4 protein-coding genes are annotated in these 17035 nt (G+C 72.3%); all 4 read right to left on the bottom strand.

Annotation, left to right across the window (positions count from 1 at the left end; all coding sequences use genetic code 11):
• On the bottom strand, nucleotides 1–2129 hold a 2129-nt coding region (locus tag F8566_RS26120; RefSeq protein ID WP_151564345.1), incomplete at its 3' end, for a type I polyketide synthase.
• Nucleotides 2129–6868, bottom strand: coding sequence for a type I polyketide synthase (locus tag F8566_RS26115; RefSeq protein WP_151564344.1), 4740 nt, complete (start codon nucleotides 6866–6868; stop codon nucleotides 2129–2131). The genes F8566_RS26115 and F8566_RS26120, both read right to left, overlap by 1 nt.
• A complete protein-coding gene (locus F8566_RS26110) occupies nucleotides 6868–11997 on the bottom strand; it encodes a type I polyketide synthase (RefSeq protein ID WP_151564343.1) in 5130 nt (1709 codons plus the stop codon). The genes F8566_RS26115 and F8566_RS26110 overlap by 1 nt, the downstream gene beginning before the upstream one ends.
• Nucleotides 11998–12005: 8 nt before the next feature.
• Complete coding sequence (locus tag F8566_RS26105) at nucleotides 12006–17027, bottom strand: type I polyketide synthase (protein ID WP_151564342.1); 5022 nt, start codon at nucleotides 17025–17027, stop codon at nucleotides 12006–12008.
• Nucleotides 17028–17035 lie beyond the last annotated feature (8 nt).

Genomic DNA, 17035 nt, shown 5'->3' with positions numbered 1-17035 from the left:
CCGGAGATCACCACTGACGACGGGCCGTTCACCGCCGCGATGTCCACCCCGGCCCTCAGCAACGGCCGCACCGTTTCCTCGTCCGCAGCGATCGCCACCATCGCGCCACCGCCCGGAAGCGCCTGCATCAAACGACCACGCGCCTCCACCACACGAACCGCATCCGGCAGCGACCACACCCCAGCCACATGAGCAGCCGCCAACTCCCCAATCGAATGACCCACCAACCAATCCGGACGCACACCCCACGACTCGACAAGGCGATAAAGCGCTATCTCAATCGCAAAGAGAGCGGCCTGTGTAAAGGCCGTCTGGTTAACGCGCTCGTCCGCAATCACCTCATGCAGCGAGAACGGGAACTCGGCGTCCACCGCATCAAAAGCCTCAGCGAACACCGAGAACGCCTCATACAACTCCCGGCCCATCCCCACCCGCTGCGAACCCTGACCCGAGAACAGGAACGCAGTCTTGCCACTGGCCGTGGTGCCCGCTTCCAGGGCTCGCAGGCGCGCGGCGGCTTCACCGGTGTCGGTGGCGACGACGACCGCGCGATGGCCAAGCTGCGCGCGGGAGGTGGCCAGGGTGTAGGCCACGTCGCCGAGGTCGAGGCCCGGATGCTCGGTCAGGAACGTGGCGAGGCGTTCGGCCTGGGCCTTGAGCGACTCGGGGTCCCCGGCGGCCACGGCGAGGGGCAGCGGCGTCACGGCACCCTCACGCGGCGCGGGCGCGGGTTCGGGCTCGCCGTCCTCTTCGAGAATCAGGTGGGCGTTGGTGCCGCTGACGCCGAACGAGGAGACTCCGGCCCGGCGCGGGCGGCCTCCGGCGTCCCAGCGGACCGGCTCGGTGAGAAGCCTGACGTTGCCTGCGGACCAGTCGACGTTGGACGAGGGCTCGGTGACGTGCAGGGTCTCGGGCAGCACGCCGTTCCGCAGGGCCATCACCATCTTGATGACGCCGCCGACGCCCGCGGCCGCCTGGGCGTGCCCGAGGTTCGACTTGATCGAGCCGAGCCACAGCGGGCGGTCGGCGGGACGGTCCTGCCCGTAGGTGGCCAGGAGCGCCTCGGCCTCGATCGGGTCGCCGAGCGTCGTGCCGGTGCCGTGCGCCTCCACCGCGTCGACCTCCCCGGCGGGGACCCGGGCGTCGGCGAGCGCCTCGCGGATCACCCGCTGCTGGGCGAGGCCGTTCGGCGCGGTGAGGCCGTTGCTGGCGCCGTCCTGGTTGACGGCCGAGCCGCGGATGACGGCCAGGACTGGGTGGCCGTTGCGGCGCGCGTCGGAGAGGCGTTCCAGCAGGAGGAGGCCGGCCCCCTCGGCCCAGCCGGTGCCGTCCGCGGACTCGGAGAACGACTTGCAGCGGCCGTCGGGCGCCAGGCCGCGCTGGCGGCTGAACGCGACGAACGGGCCGGGAATCGACATGATCATTACGCCTCCGGCCAGGGCGAGGGAGCACTCGCGCTGGCGGAGCGCCCGGGCCGCCATGTGCACGGCGACCAGCGATGACGAGCAGGCCGTGTCGACCGTGACGGCCGGGCCCTCCAGTCCGAAGGTGTAGGCGATGCGGCCGGACAGGACGGCGGCGGCGGTGCCGGTGCTGAGGTACGGCTCGGCGTCCTCGGTCAGCGAGTCCGGCGCGAGGTTCTCGTAGTAGTCCTGGCCGCCGCTTCCGACGTAGACGCCGACGGGGTCGCCGCTCAGCGCGTCGGGCGCCAGACCCGCTCGTTCGAACGCCTCCCAGGCCAGCTCCAGCAGCACGCGCTGCTGCGGGTCCATCGCGATGGCCTCGCGGGGCGAGATCCCGAAGAGGCCGGGGTCGAAGTCTCCCGCGTCGTAGAGGAAGCCGCCCTCGCGGACGTAGCTGGTGCCGGGCCTGTCAGGGTCGGCGTCGTAGAGGGCGTCGAGGTTCCAGCCGCGGTCCTCGGGGAAGCCCGCGACGGCGTCACCGCCTGCCGCGACGAGCCGCCACAGGTCCTCCGGCGACCGCACGTCGCCGGGGTAGCGGCAGCTCATCGCGACGATCGCGATCGGGTCACGGTCCTCGGTCTCCACCTCGCGCAGCCGCTGACGGGTCTGGTGCAGTTCGGCGGTGACCCGCTTGAGATAGCCGAGGAGCTCTTCTGAATTCGCCATCACGAAACCTCAAGCTCGTTGTCGATGAACGCCAGGACGTCGTCGGCGCTCGCGGTCGCCAGCCGTTCGGCCAAATCGAGGCCGAGGCCGTCGGTGGCGGCGCCGGCGAGCGTCTGGGTCAGCTGGGTGACGAGGGAGTGGAGGCGGCCGGTGACGTGCAGCCGTTCCAGTTCTCCGGGCGGGAGCGCGGTCAGTCTCGCCTCAAGCCGGTCCAGCTCGGCCAGGACGGGCCGTTCCTCCGTCTCGCCGGTGAGGGAGACGCGCAGGTGTGCTGCGAACGCCTGCGGGGTGGCGTAGTCGAACACCACGGTGGCGGGCAGCCGCAGCCCGGTCACGGCGGCGATCCGGTTGCGGAAGTCGACGGCCGCGACGGAGTCGAAGCCGAGTTCCTTGAACGGGAGCCGCGGGTCGATCTCGGCCGGGTCGTCGTGGCCGAGCAACGCGGCTGCCTTGCCGAGGACCAGGTCGAGAAGGCTCTGCGTCTGCTCCGGCTCGCTCATCGCGGCGAGGCGGGCGGCGAGGTCCTCTTCGGGCGGACCGGCGTCGTCGTCCTCGTCCCCGCTCCGGGCCGTCAGCTCGTTCAGCAGCGGGCGAGGCCGCGACAACGTGTAGATGGAGGCGAACCGCGTCCAGTCGACGTCGGCGACGACCACGTGGTCATCGTCATGGTCGAGGGCCTGCTGGAGCGCCATGAGAGCCATGTCCGGGTCCATCTCGGCGACACCGATGCGGGCGAGGTAGCCACGAGCCTCGTCGTCGACCATCCCGCCCCCGCCCCAGGGGCCCCAGGCCAGTTCGGTGGCGGCCAGGCCGCGCGCGCGGCGGCCTTGGGCGAGCGCGGTGAGGTAGGCGTTCGCGGCCCCGTAGGCGGGCTGCCCGGCGGTGCCCCACACGGCGGCGCCGGAGGAGAAGAGGACGAACGCGTCGAGGGGCCGGCCGGCGAGGAGCTCGTCGAGGTTGCGCGCACCGAGGATCTTGGAGCGGCAGCGTGCGGCGAACTCCGCGGGCGTCAGGTCCGGCAACGCCGCCGGGTCGCCCAGTTCACCGGCCGCGTGCACCACCGTGCTGAGCGGACGGTCGGCGGGGATCGCGTCGAGGACGGCGGCGAGGGCGTCGCGGTCGGCGGCGTCGCAGGCGCGGATGGTCACGGTGGCGCCAAGCGCGGTCAGTTCGGCGGTCAGCGCGCCGGCACCGGGAGCGGCAGGGCCGCGCCTTCCGGTGAGGACGAGATGCCGGGCGCCCGCCGCGGCCATCCACCGCGCGACGTGCCCGCCGAGGACCCCGGTCCCGCCGGTGATCAGCACGGTCCCGCCGGGCCGGAACCGTCGTTCGGGCGCCCCGCCTCGCAGCGGCGAACGCACGAGGCGGCACGCGAACACACCGTTGCCCCGGATCGCGACTTGGTCCTCCGTACCGCCGGACAGCACCTGGCAGAGGCGGTCGAACGCTCGCTCATCGTCGGCGGCCAAGTCGACCAGGCCACCCCAGGTGTCAGGGCCGTCCAGTGCGAGAACCCGGCCGAGTCCCCAGACCGCGGCCTGGGCGGGGCTGACGGGCGGCTGGAAGGGGGCGACGGCGACCGCGTTGGACGTGAGGCACCAGAGCGGCGCCTCGATTCCGGCCTCGGCGAGGCCGCGGACGAGCTCGATCGTCGCCACGGTGCCGCGCGACAGCTCCGGATGATCCGGATGATCGGCGTCGTCCAGTGCGAGGAGGGACAGGACTCCCTCAGGGGCCTGCTCTGCGAAGTCACCACCAAGAAGGACGGGCTCGGCGCCATGTGCCTTGAGCGCGTCGAGGATTCCGTTCACCGTGTGGGGGTCCGCGCCTTTCTCGGGCACGGCGACCAACCACGTGCCGGTGAGGCGGGGTCTGACAGAGGGCTCCGGCACCGGCAGCCAGGAGACGCCGTAGCGCCAGGACTCCGCAGTGGCTTCGTCGCTGCGCCGCCCGTGCCAGCTCGCCAGTGCGGGGAGAACGCCGTCCAGCGCGGCGCGTTCGACGCCCAGCCGGTTGGCGAGCGCCGTCGCGTCGGCGCGGCGTACGTCGTCCCAGAAGCCGTCGTCCAGCGCGGCTTCCGCCTGGGCCGGCTGGTCCCAATAGCGGTCCCAGTAACGCTTGCGCTGGAACGCGTACGTGGGGAGATCGATCGTCCGGGCCGACGGGAAGACGGCGGACCAGTCCGGCTCGACACCGCGCACGTACAGCTCGCCGATCGACGTGAGCAGGCGCGCCTCGCCGCCGTCGTCCTTGCGCAGCGTGCCGGTGACGACCGTCCGGGCCTGCGGCCCCAGGGTCTCCTGGATGCTCATCGTCAGCACCGGATGCGGGCTGACCTCGACGTACGCGGCGTAACCCCGGTAGGCGAGCGAGGCGACCGCGTCCGCGAAGCGGACGGTGCGCCGGAGGTTGGCGTACCAGTACCTCGTGTCGAGCGTTCCTCCGGAGACCCATTCGCCGGTCACCGTGGACAACATCGGCAGGCCCTCGCCGCGCGGCTCGACGGGCCCGAGCTCACGGAGCAGCCGTTCTTCGAGCTCCTCCACGTGGACGGAGTGGGAGGCATAGTCCACGGCGACGCGCTTGACCCGCACACCGTCGCCGGCCAGCTCGGCCGCGAGGGCGTCCAGCGCCGCGCCGTCTCCGGAGACCACGACCGCTCCGGGGCCGTTGTCGACCGCGATCGAAAGCCCGTCGCCGAGCCGCGCGGCCACCCGTTCGGCGGCGAGCGCGACCGAGAGCATCCCACCGCCGCGCTCTGCCAGGACCTCCCGTATCGCCTTGCTTCGCAGCGCCACGACACGTGCGGCGTCGGGCAGGGTCAGCCATCCTGCGACGGACGCGGCGGCGATCTCGCCCTGAGAGTGGCCCACGACGGCGTCCGGCGTGATGCCGTGCGCCCGCCACACCTCCGCCAGGGACACCATCACGGCCCACAGCACGGGCTGGACGACGTCGACCCGTTCCAGCGAGGGCGCGCCCGCCTCCCCTCGCAGCACGGCGAGAAGCGACCAGTCCACGAACGGAGCGAGCGCCTCCGCACACGCGTCGATCCGCCCGGCGAAGACGGGCGAGGCCGCGAGCAGCTCGACCGCCATCCCCGGCCACTGCGATCCCTGGCCAGGGAACGCGAACACCGTCTTGCCCCGGACGTCGGCCCGCCCGGTGACCAGCGCGGAAAGGTCGCCGCCGACGACGGCGGCGCGGTGTTCGAAGGACGCGCGGGTGGTGGCCAGCGAGTGCCCGATGTCCTCGGCCCGCAGGCCGGGATTGTGCTGGACGAACGGGCCCAGCCGCTCGATCTGCGCGTTCAGCGCGTCCGGCGTCTTGGCGGAGACGGGCCACAGGGTGGGCCGGGCCTGCTCGGGGGCGGCCGGGACCTCGTCCTCCGCCGAGGGCGGCGCCTGCTCGATGATCACATGGGCGTTGGTGCCGCTGAAACCGAACGACGACACGGCCGCGCGGCGGGGCCTGCCGGCCTCGGGCCAGGGTCTCGCCTCGGTGACGACCTCCGCCGCTCCGGACGACCAGTCGATGTGCGGGGACGGCTCGCCGACGTGGAGCGTGGCGGGCACCGCTCCGGCGCGGACGGCCTGCACCATCTTGATCACACCGGCGACGCCGGCCGCGGCCTGCGGATGGCCGAGGTTGGACTTGATGGAGCCGATCAGCAGGGGGCGGCCGTGCGGCCGCTCCCGCCCGTAGACGGCCAGCAACGCCTGCGCCTCGATGGGGTCGCCGAGCGTGGTGCCGGTGCCGTGCGCCTCGACGACGTCGATGTCGGCGGGGGTGAGACCGGAGTTCGTGAGGGCGTCGGCGATGACGCGTTCCTGCGAGGGGCCGTTGGGCGCGGAGAGGCCGTTGCTGGCGCCGTCCTGGTTGGCGGCCGAGCCGCGCACGACCGCCAGGACCCGGTGGCCGTGCCGCACGGCGTCTGACAGGCGTTCCAGAACGAGCAGCGCGGCCCCCTCCGACCAGGCCGTTCCGTCCGCGTCGGCCGAGAACGGCTTGCAGCGGCCGTCCGGGGCGAGCGCGCGCTGGCGGCTGAAGTCGACGAACATCTCCGGGGTGGCCATCACCGCCACTCCCCCGGCCAGCGCCAGCTCGCACTCGTCGCGGCGCAGTGACTGGCAGGCGAGATGGATCGCGACCAGCGACGACGAGCAGGCCGTGTCGATGGTGAGCGCCGGTCCCTCCAGGCCGAGGCTGTAGGCGATGTGACCCGAGGCGATGCTCCCGGCCGGGCTGCCGCCGACGTAGTCGTGGTACATGAGGCCGGCGAACACCCCGGTGCGGGTGCCCTTGACCGATCCCGGGTCGATCCGGGCGTGCTCGAACGCCTCCCAGGCGACTTCGAGGAGCTGCCGTTGCTGGGGATCGGCGCGGACGGCCTCGCGCGGCGAGATCCCGAAGAAGCCTGCGTCGAACGCGCCGGCGTCGTCGAGGAAACCGCCGTGCCGCACGTAGCTGCGGTCGGGGCGCCCGGGCTCGGGATGGTAGATGGCGGCCAGGTCCCAGCCCCGGTCCGCGGGGAACTCGGCGATCGCGTCGGTCCCCTGGGCGACCAGCTCCCACAGGCTCTCGGGCCCGGTCACCCCGCCCGGGTAACGGCAGCCGATCCCGACGATCGCGATCGGCTCGGCGGCCCGTTCCTCGGCCTCCCGCAAGCGCCGCTTCGCCTCCCGAAGGTCCACGGTGGCGCGCTTGAGATAGCTGCGCAGCCTCGTCTCGTCGGCCATCACACCTCACCCGGTTCCGGAAGGCTCAGCTCGTCGTCGAGCGCGGCGAAGATCTCTTCGTCGGTGGCGGACGCGAAGTCCCGCACGCCGCCGTCATCCCGTACGTCGTCGTCGTGGCTCCCGCGCCAGCGGCGCAGCAGCGCCTCCAGCCGGGCGGTGATCGCGACTCGTCCGGCGTCGTTCCCCACCGGGGCCGCCGCCAGGGTCTCCCCGAGCCGGGTCAGCTCGGCCAGCACCCGCCCGACCGGATCGGCCTCCTCCGGCACGAGCCGCTCCCGCAGGTACCGGGCGACGGCGAGCGTCGTCGGCTGGTCGAAGACCAGCGTGGCCGGAAGCCGGAGGCCGGTCGCCGTGCCGAGCGCGTCACGCAGCTCCACCGCGGCCGAGGAGTCGAAGCCGAGGTCGCGGAACGGCGCCCGGTGATCGACGGCGTCGGCGGAGTCGTGCCCGAGCACCGCCGCGACATGCCCGGCGACCAGGTCGGCCAGCGACTCCACCTGCTCGTCCTCGGTCAGGCCGGCCAGCCGCTGCGGAAGTTCGGTGTGCCGGGCGGCCGCGGGCCTCCGCACCGGCCCGGCGCGGACGAGACCGCGAAGCAGGTGCGGCAGATCGTCGCCCCGAGCGCGCAGCGCGGCGTGGTCGAGCGGCAGCGGCAGGACGTTCGGCTCGCCGCTGGCGAGCGCCGCGTCGAAGAGCCGCAACCCGGCGTCCGGCGCGACCGCCGGGATCCCGAGCCGCCGCAGCCGCTGCTTGTCCGCCTCGTCGAGGTCCCCGGCCATCCCGGCGTCCTCGTCCCAGAGCCCCCAGGCCAGCGAGGTGCCGGGCAGCCCCTGCGCACGGCGGTGCTCGGCGAGCGCGTCCAGGTAGACGTTCGCGGCGGCATAGGCCGCCTGCCCCGCGGCGAGCAGCGAACCGGCCGCCGACGAGTAGAGGACGAACGCCTTCAGACCGAGGTCCCGCGTGAGCTCGTGCAGGTTCCAGGCCGCGTCCACCTTGGCCCGGAGGACCTCGTCGAGCCGTTCCCGGGTGAGCGTCCCGATCAGTCCCACGTCGGCCACCCCTGCCGCGTGGACGACCGCCGTCAGCCCGGCTCCGTGCGTTGCGAGGAGCGCCGCGAGGGCCTCGCGGTCGGCGACGTCGCAAGCCTCGATGGTGACGTCGGCTCCCAGATCCGACAGCTCCGTCCGCAACCGGGGTGCTCCGGGGGCCCGCTCGCCGCGACGCCCCACCAGCAGCAGGCTCCGAACGCCGTGCTCGACGACCAGGTGCCGGGCCAGCTGCGCGCCCAGCCCGCCCGTACCGCCGGTGATCAGCACGGTGCCGCCGGCGTCCCAGGGCGCGGGCTCGGCGGCGGAGGTCACGGCCGCCAGCCGCGGAACCAGCAGCCGCCCGTCCCGGATCGCCGCAGCGGGCTCCCCCGAGGCCATGAACGTGTCGACCAGGTCGGCCGGGGGCTCACCGGCCGTGACGTCGAGGAGGCCGTACCGGCCGGGGTCCTCGGCCTGCGCGGCCCGCACCAGACCCCAGACCGGCGCGGTCACCGGGTCGATGACATCGCCGTCCCCCGTCATGACCGCCTTGCGGGTGACCACGACGAGCGGGCGTTCCGGCTTCGCGGCGTTCAGCGCCGCCAGGGTCTCGCGGAGCGCCGCCCGGACGGTCGAACCGCCGTCCGGCATCACGATCTCGGCGTCCGACGGCGGGCCGGCAGCCGCCGGGTCGAGCGGGACCCAGGTGGTCGTGTAGAGCGAGCCTGTGGGGGCGAGCTGGTGGGCGGCGACCGGACGCACGGTCAGCGCGTCGACCGAGAGCACCGGAGCCCCGGTCGTGTCGGCGATCTGAACCGTCACCGTCTCCGGTCCCGCGGGTGCGATCCGGACCCGCACCGCACGGGCCCCGGTCGCCTGCAACCGCACCCCGTTCCACGCGAACGGGATCAGCGTCTCGTCCGTCTCGCCCGTGAAGCGATGCGCGTGCAGAACGGAGTCGAGCAGCGCCGGATGCAGGCCGAACCCGTCGTCCACGCCCGCGAGAACGACCTCGGCGAAGACCTCGTCGCCGTGCCGCCACGCCGCCCGCAAGCCCCGGAACTCCGGCCCGTAGTCGTAGCCGCGCTCCGCCAGCTCCTCATAAAGCCCGTCCACCGGCACGGGAACGGCGCCTTCCGGTGGCCACGCCGTCGGCTGGAACGCGTCGCGGTCGTGCGCAGTCAACGTCCCGGACGCGTGGCACACCCATGTCTCCTCCGCCGCCCGGGTGTGAACGGCCACCGGCCGCCGGCCGGTCTCGTCCTCATCGCCGACGACGACCTGGAGTTCGAGGGAGCCCCGGTCGTGCAACACCAGCGGTGCTTCGAGGGTCAGCTCCTCCACCACCGGGCTACCGGCCTGGCCACCGGCCCACAGCGCCAGCTCCACCAGCGCGGCGCCGGGGACCACCTGATGCCCGAGCACCACATGGTCGGCGAGCCACGGCTGGGACTCGGCCGACAACCGTCCCGAGAAGGCCTGCTGTCCCGAGCCCGCGACCTCCATGGCCGCGTTCAACAGCGGGTGCTCTACCCCGTCCGTCACGTGCTGTGGCGTCGTCCAATACCGCTGCCGCTGGAACGCGTAGGTCGGCAGGTCGACGCGGCGGACGTCCCGCCCGGCGAAGAACGCCTCCCAGTCGGGCGACTTGCCGTTCAAGTGCAGGCGCCCGACGGCTTCGGCCAGGGCCGCCGTCTCGGGCCGCCCTCGACGCAGAGCCGGAATCCCGCCCTCGACCAGCGCCGACAGAACGGCATCCGGACCGATCTCCAAGAAGCACGTCACCCCCTGACCAGTGACCTGCTCGACCGCCTCATGGAACCGGACGGTGTCCCGCACCTGACGGACCCAATACTCCGGCGAGCTCACCTCCCCCGACGCCATCGCGATCCGGGCCGGGTGATACGTCACCGACTCTGCGACCCTGCGGAACTCCGCCAGCATCGGCTCCATCAACGCCGAATGGAACGCGTGCGACACCTTCAGCCGCTTGGTACGAGAAAACCGACCCGCAACGTCGATGACCTCCGACTCAACACCAGAAATCACGACCGACGAGGGGCCGTTCACCGCCGCGATGTCCACCCCGGGCATCAGCAACGGCCGCACCCTCTCCTCGGCCTCAGCTATCGCGACCATCGCGCCACCGGCCGGAAGCGCCTGCATCAAACGGCTACGCGCCTCCACCAAACGAGCCGCGTCTGCCAGCGACCACACTCCGGCCACATGAGCCGCCGCCAGCTCACCGATCGAATGACCGACCAGCCAATCCGGACGCAGGCCCCACGACTCGATCAGTCGATACAGCGCCACCTCGAACGCGAACAAAGCCGCTTGGGTGAAAGCCGTCTGATGAACACGGTCATCACCAATGACCTCGTGCAGCGAGAACGAGAACTCCGCATCCACCGCATCGAAGGCCTCAGCGAACACCGGAAACGCCTCATACAGCTCCCGGCCCATCCCCACCCGCTGCGAACCCTGACCCGAGAAGGCGAAGGCGAGCCTGCCCTCCTCGGTTTCGCCGAACACGAAGCCGGCCAGTTCTTCGCGCGTCCCGCCGACCGCGACCGCTCGGTGTTGGAACGCGGTCCGGGTGGTGGCGAGGGAATAGGCGACGTCGAGCAGGTCCAGCTCGGGGTGCTCGGTCAGGTGAGCCAGCAGCCGTTCGGCCTGAGCGGGGACCGCCTCCTGGGTCCGCGCCGAGACCACGAGCGGCACTGGAAGAGCCGCACGCGGTGCTACGGGCGCGGGCTCGGCGTCCGGAGCCTGTTCGATGATCGTGTGAACGTTCGTTCCGCTGTATCCGAACGCCGAGACGCCCGCGCGGCGAAGGCGGCCAGTGCCGGGCCAGCCGATGGTCTCGCTGAGGAGCCGGACGTTGCCGGTGGACCAGTCGACATGTGAAGTCGGCTCGTCGGCGTGGAGCGTCTTGGGCAGCTCACCGTGCCGCAGCGCCATCACCGTCTTGATGACACCGGCGACGCCCGCCGCGGCCTGAGTGTGCCCGATGTTGGACTTGACCGAGCCGAGGAACAGCGGCCGGTCACGGTCCTTGCCATAGGTCGCCAGCAACGCCCGCGCTTCGATCGGGTCACCCAGCGTGGTCCCGGTACCGTGCGCCTCGACCGCGTCGACGTCATCGACGGTCAGCCCGGCGGCGGCCAGCGCCTGGCGGATCACGCGCTCCTGCGACGGGCCGTTCGGCGCGGTGAGCCCGTTGGACGCGCCGTCCTGGTTGACCGCGCTCCCCCGCACCACCGCCAGCACCTGACGGCCATGACGACGCGCGTCGGCCAGACGCTCCACGACCAGGGCACCGACGCCCTCGGCCCAGCCGACTCCGTCCGCGCCCGCGCCGAACGCCTTGCAACGGCCGTCGGCGGACAGCCCGCGCTGGCGGCCGAACTCGACGAACGTTCCCGGCGTAGCCATCACGGTGACGCCTCCAGCCAGGGCGAGCGAGCACTCGCCGCGCCGCAGCGCCTGCACCGCCAGGTGCAGGGTCACCAGCGACGACGAGCACGCCGTGTCGACGCTGACCGCGGGACCCTCCAGGCCGAGCGTGTAGGCGACCCGTCCCGACACCACGCTGCCGATCGCCGCGCTTCCGGGGTAGTCGTGGTACATCACCCCGGCGAACACCCCGGTCGGCGTGCCTCGCAGGGCGACCGGGTCGATCCCGGCACGTTCGACGGCCTCCCACGACGTTTCCAGGAACAGCCGTTGCTGCGGGTCCATCGCCCGGGCCTCGTTCGGGCTGATCCCGAAGAACGCGGGATCGAAGTCGGCGGCGTCGTGCAGGAAGCCGCCCGAACGCGTGTAGGTCTTCCCGGGTCTGCCCGGCTCCGGGTCGTACAGCCCTGCGGTGTCCCAGCCGCGGTCCTCGGGGAAGCCGGTCGTGGTCTCGTTCCCGCCGGCGACCAGCCGCCACAGGTCTTCGGGGGAACGCACGCCCCCTGGGAAGCGGCACGCCATCCCGACGATCGCGATCGGCTCCCGCGTCGCCTCGACAAGTCTGCGGTTCTGCTCGCGAAGGCGTTCCTTCTCCTTGAGCGAGACGCGCAGCGCCTCGACCATCCGCTGTTCGGATGTGCTCATCGCCTGTCTCACACCCCCGAGGCCGTGTCCTGCTCGGCGTCTCGCATGGCCAAGTCGATCAACGTGTCGGCGTCCATCTCGTCGATGGAGCTCTCCGGCACCTGCTCTGGATCATCGCCGTCGGCCAGGTCGAGCAGGACCCCTAGCAGCCCCAGATCCCGCAGGCGTTCCAGGGGGATCCGCTGCAGCGCCCGGCGGATCTCGCGTTCGGGGTCGGGGGCCGTGCCGGATGCCGCGCCGCGTGCCGCGTCGGTGGGCGCGGCCAGCGACGACGCCAGCGCCCGCGGCGTCGGGCAGTCGAAGATCAGGGTCGTCGGCAGGCGCCTGCCGGTGGCGGCGGAGAGCCGGTTGCGCAGCTCGACGGCCGCGAGCGAGTCGAAGCCGAGTTCGTTGAAGGAACGATCGGGGCCGATCGCGTCCGCGTCGGGGTACCCCAGGATCTCGGCGGCGGCGGACCGTACCAGCGTCAGCGGATCAGTGCCGGCGTCCCTGCCCGGCGCCGCGGAGCGGGCGGGTCGCTCAGCGGCGTCCGCCAGCCGCACGGGCACCAGCAACGGCTCGCCGGTGGCGATGGCGGCGTCGAAGAGCGCGAGCCCCTCCGCGGCGGTGAGCGCGGCGACTCCCGAACGGGAGATCCGCGACCGTTCGCCGCCCGTGAGGCCACCCGCCATTCCGTCGGCCAGTTCCCACAGCCCCCACGCGAGCGACTGCCCCGGAAGGCCCGCCGTCCGGCGGTGCCATGCCAGAGCGTCGAGGAAGGCGTTGGCGGCGGCGTAGTTGCCCTGTCCCTGGGCTCCGAAGACCCCTGACACCGAGGAGAACAGCACGAACGCCGACAGGTCCTGGTCGCGCGTCAGCTCGTGGAGGTTGAGCGCCGCGTTCACCTTGGGCCGCAGCACCGCCTCCAGCCGCTCGGGCGTCAGCGACTCGACGATCCCGTCGGCGAGCACCCCGGCCGCATGGACGATCGCGCTCAACCGCCGCCCCGCGAGCAGCCTCGCGGCGGCGTCGGGATCGGCGAGATCGCAGGCGGCCACCTCGACCTCTGCGCCCAGCGCCGACAGTTCCCCGACCACGCCGCCGGCCTTCCCACGGCGGCCGACGAGCAGCAGCCGCCGCACGCCATGGCGTTCCACCAGATGCCGCGCCACCAGGCCGCCGAGCGCCCCGGTCCCGCCCGAGATCAGCACCTGCCCGTCGCCGAAGCCGGATGCGGTCCCGGCCTCGGTCGTCGCCCCCGTCACCCGCGTCACCCGGGGCAGGAATCCGCGATCGCCCCGGACCACCACCTGCGGCTGCCCCATCCCGGCGACCGCCGCGAGGTCCGGCTCGCCATCCGCGTCCACCAGTACGAGCTGGCCGGGGTTCTCCGCCTGCGCCGAACGCACCAGTCCCCAGACGGCGGCACCGGCGAGATCGGTGATGTCCTCTCCCGGAAGCGCCACCGCGCCCCGGGTGACCACCACGAGCCTTGCCGATGCAGGTCGTTCCTCTGCCAGCCACATCTGGATCGCTTCCAGCACGCGTGACGTTTCCGCCAGCACCGCCGCGGCGTCCATGCCGCCAGCCACCCGAACCGGATCCGGAACGTGCTCTCCCCTCGCGGGGATCGAACTCGGTACCCACTCCACGCCGAACAGCCCGGTGGCCGCCGACAGCTGCCCCTCGGGCAACGGCCTGAGCACCAGCGACCCCACCGAGGCGACAGGGCGGCCTTCCGTATCGGTGATCTGCAGCGAGACGCCGTCCGCTCCCGAACGGGTGACGCGGACGCGGATCGTTGTCGCACCGGAGGCGAACAGCTCGACGTCCGACCAGGAGAACGGCAGCCACACGCCCTCACCCGCGACACCGGCGAGCCAGATCGCGTGCAGGGCTCCATCGATCACCGCCGGATGCAGCGCGAACTCGCCATCACCGGGCTCGGCCAGGGCGACCTCGGCGAACACCTCGTCACCTCGCCGCCAAGCGCGCTTCATCCCTTGGAAGACGGGCCCGTAGGCCAGACCGGCATCCGCCAGGTCGTCGTACAGCTCGTCGACGGGGACCGGTTCGGCGCCCGCCGGCGGCCACTGGCTCAGCTCGAACGACGGCTCGCCGCCGCCCGCGACCAGGGAGCCCGACGCATGCCGTACCCAGGGAAGCTCTCCGGTCCGCGAATGGACCGTCACCATGCGGCGCCCTTCCTCGGCGCCAAGCCGCACCTGGACGTCGACACCACCTCGGTCGGGGAGCACCAGGGGCGCTTCCAGGGTCAGGTCCTCGACCACGGCCCCACCGGCGGCCCACAGCACCATCTCGACCAGCGCGGCACCCGGAACGACCACGTGCCCCCGCACCGCGTGATGGGCGAGCCACGGTTGGGTCTCCACTGACAACCGGCCGGAGAACACCTGCTCATCCGAGTCGGCCAACCCGATCACGCTGTCCAGCAAGGGGTGGGCGAGGCCCGCCGACCGCTCCGCAGGCGGCTGCCAGTACCGCTGCCGCTGGAACGCGTAGGTCGGCAGGTCGACCCGCCGCACGTCGTGTCCCTCGAAGAACGCGGGCCACTCCACGGAGGCCCCGGCGACGTGCAGGCGCCCGATGGCTTCGGCCAGGGCCGCCGCCTCAGACCGTCCTCGACGCAGAGCCGGAATCCCACCATCGACCAGCGCCGACAGAACGGCATCCGGACCGATCTCCAAAAAGCACGTGGCTCCTTGGTCGGTGACCTGTTCGACCGCGTCATGGAACCGGACGGTGTCCCGCACCTGACGGACCCAATACTCCGGCGACGAAACCTCACCCGACGCCATCGCAATCTGCGGCGGGTGATACGTCACCGACTCGGCAACCCGCCGGAACTCCGCCAGCATCGGCTCCATCAACGATGAGTGGAACGCATGCGACACCTTCAGCCGCTTAGTACGAGAAAACCGACTCGCAATGTCAATGACCTCCGCTTCCACGCCGGAGATCACCACTGACGACGGGCCGTTCACCGCCGCGATGTCCACCCCGGCCCTCAGCAACGGCCGCACCGTTTCCTCGTCCGCAGCGATCGCCACCATCGCGCCACCGCCCGGAAGCGCCTGCATCAAACGACCACGCGCCTCCACCACACGAACCGCATCCGGCAGCGACCACACCCCAGCCACATGAGCAGCCGCCAACTCCCCAATCGAATGACCCACCAACCAATCCGGACGCACACCCCACGACTCGACAAGGCGATAAAGCGCTATCTCAATCGCAAAGAGAGCGGCCTGTGTAAAGGCCGTCTGGTTAACGCGCTCGTCCGCAATCACCTCATGCAGCGAGAACGGGAACTCGGCGTCCACCGCATCAAAAGCCTCAGCGAACACCGAGAACGCCTCATACAACTCCCGGCCCATCCCCACCCGCTGCGAACCCTGACCCGAGAACAGGAACGCCGTCGCCCCGTGCGACACAGGGGCGTGCGTCTCGGCCGTGGCCAGTTTCCGCAGCCCGGCCACGTCCCCGGCGGCGACCGCCGCGCGGTGGTCCAGGTGGGCGCGCGACACAGCCAGCGAGTACGCCACGTCACCCGCGTCCAGCTCGGGATGTTCGTCCAGATGATCGGCGAGTCTCTCCGCCTGGGCCTGTAGCGCGGCCGGGCTTCTGGCGGACACCACCCAGGGCAGCGGACGGCCGGGTCGGGCCGATCGTCCGGCCGCGGGCGCGTCGGCCGGCGCCTCAAGGATCAGGTGGGCATTGGTGCCGCTGATGCCGAACGAGGAGACAGCGGCGCGACGCGGACGGCCGTGGTCGGGCCAGGAGACCGCCTCGGTGAGGAGCCTGACGTCGCCCGCCGTCCAGTCCACCTGCGGGGTCGGCTCGTCGACGTGCAGGGTCCGGGGAAGACGGCCATGGCGCATCGCCATGACCGTCTTGATCACACCGCCGATCCCGGCCGCGGCCTGGGCGTGCCCGATGTTGGACTTGAGCGACCCCAGCCACAGCGGCCGGCCGGCGGGCCGGTCGCGTCCGTAGGTCGCCAATATCGCCTGGGCCTCGATCGGGTCGCCGAGCGTCGTGCCGGTCCCGTGCGCCTCCACCGCGTCCACGTCGGCCGGGGTGAGCCGGGCGTCGGCCAGGGCCGTGCCGATCACCCGCTGCTGGGCCGGGCCGTTCGGGGCGGTCAGCCCGCTGGAGGCCCCGTCCTGGTTGACGGCTGACCCGCGGATGACGGCGAGGATCTCATGGCCGTTCCGGACGGCGTCGGCGAGGCGTTCCACCACGACCAGCCCGGCGCCTTCAGACCAGCCCGTCCCGTCCGCGGCGGCGGCGAACGACCGGCACCGCCCGTCGGGAGACAGGCCCCGCTGACGGCTGAACTCCACGAACGTCTCGGGCGTCGCCATGACGGTGACGCCGCCGGCCAGCGCGAGCGAGCATTCTCCGGCGCGGAGCGATCTCGCGGCCCAGTGCAGCGCCACCAGCGACGACGAGCACGCCGTGTCGACGCTGACCGCCGGCCCCTCCAAGCCGAGCGTGTAGGCGACCCGTCCTGTGACGATGCTTCCGACCGCCGCCATTCCCGGGTAGTCGTGGTACATCACTCCGGCGAACACCCCGGTCGGGCTGCCCTTCAGGGACACCGGGTCGATCCCGGACCGCTCCAGGGCCTCCCACGCCACCTCCAGGAGCAACCGCTGCTGGGGATCGACGAGCGCCGCCTCGCGCGGCGCGATGCCGAAGAAACCCGGGTCGAAGTCACCCGCGTCATAGAGGAAGCCGCCCGCCCCGGCATAGGTCGTGCCGGGCCTTTCCCCCGTCTCGTCGATGAGCCGGTCCAGGTCCCAGCCGCGATCCTCCGGGAACCGGCCGATCGCGTCACCGCCGCCGGCGACCAGCGTCCACAGGTCCTCGGGTGAACGGACGCCACCCGGAAACCGGCACGCCATGCCGACGATCGCCACGGGTTCGTGGTCGCGGTTCTCCAACTCGCGCAGCCTGCGACGCGATTCCTTGAGGTCGGCCGTGGCCCGCCTCAGATAGTCGAGGAGCTTCGCCTGGTCGTCCATAAAACCGA

The organism is Actinomadura rudentiformis (assembly GCF_008923185.1).
Lineage (GTDB): Bacteria > Actinomycetota > Actinomycetes > Streptosporangiales > Streptosporangiaceae > Spirillospora > Spirillospora rudentiformis.
This window is presented reverse-complemented; position numbering and strand designations above follow the sequence as displayed.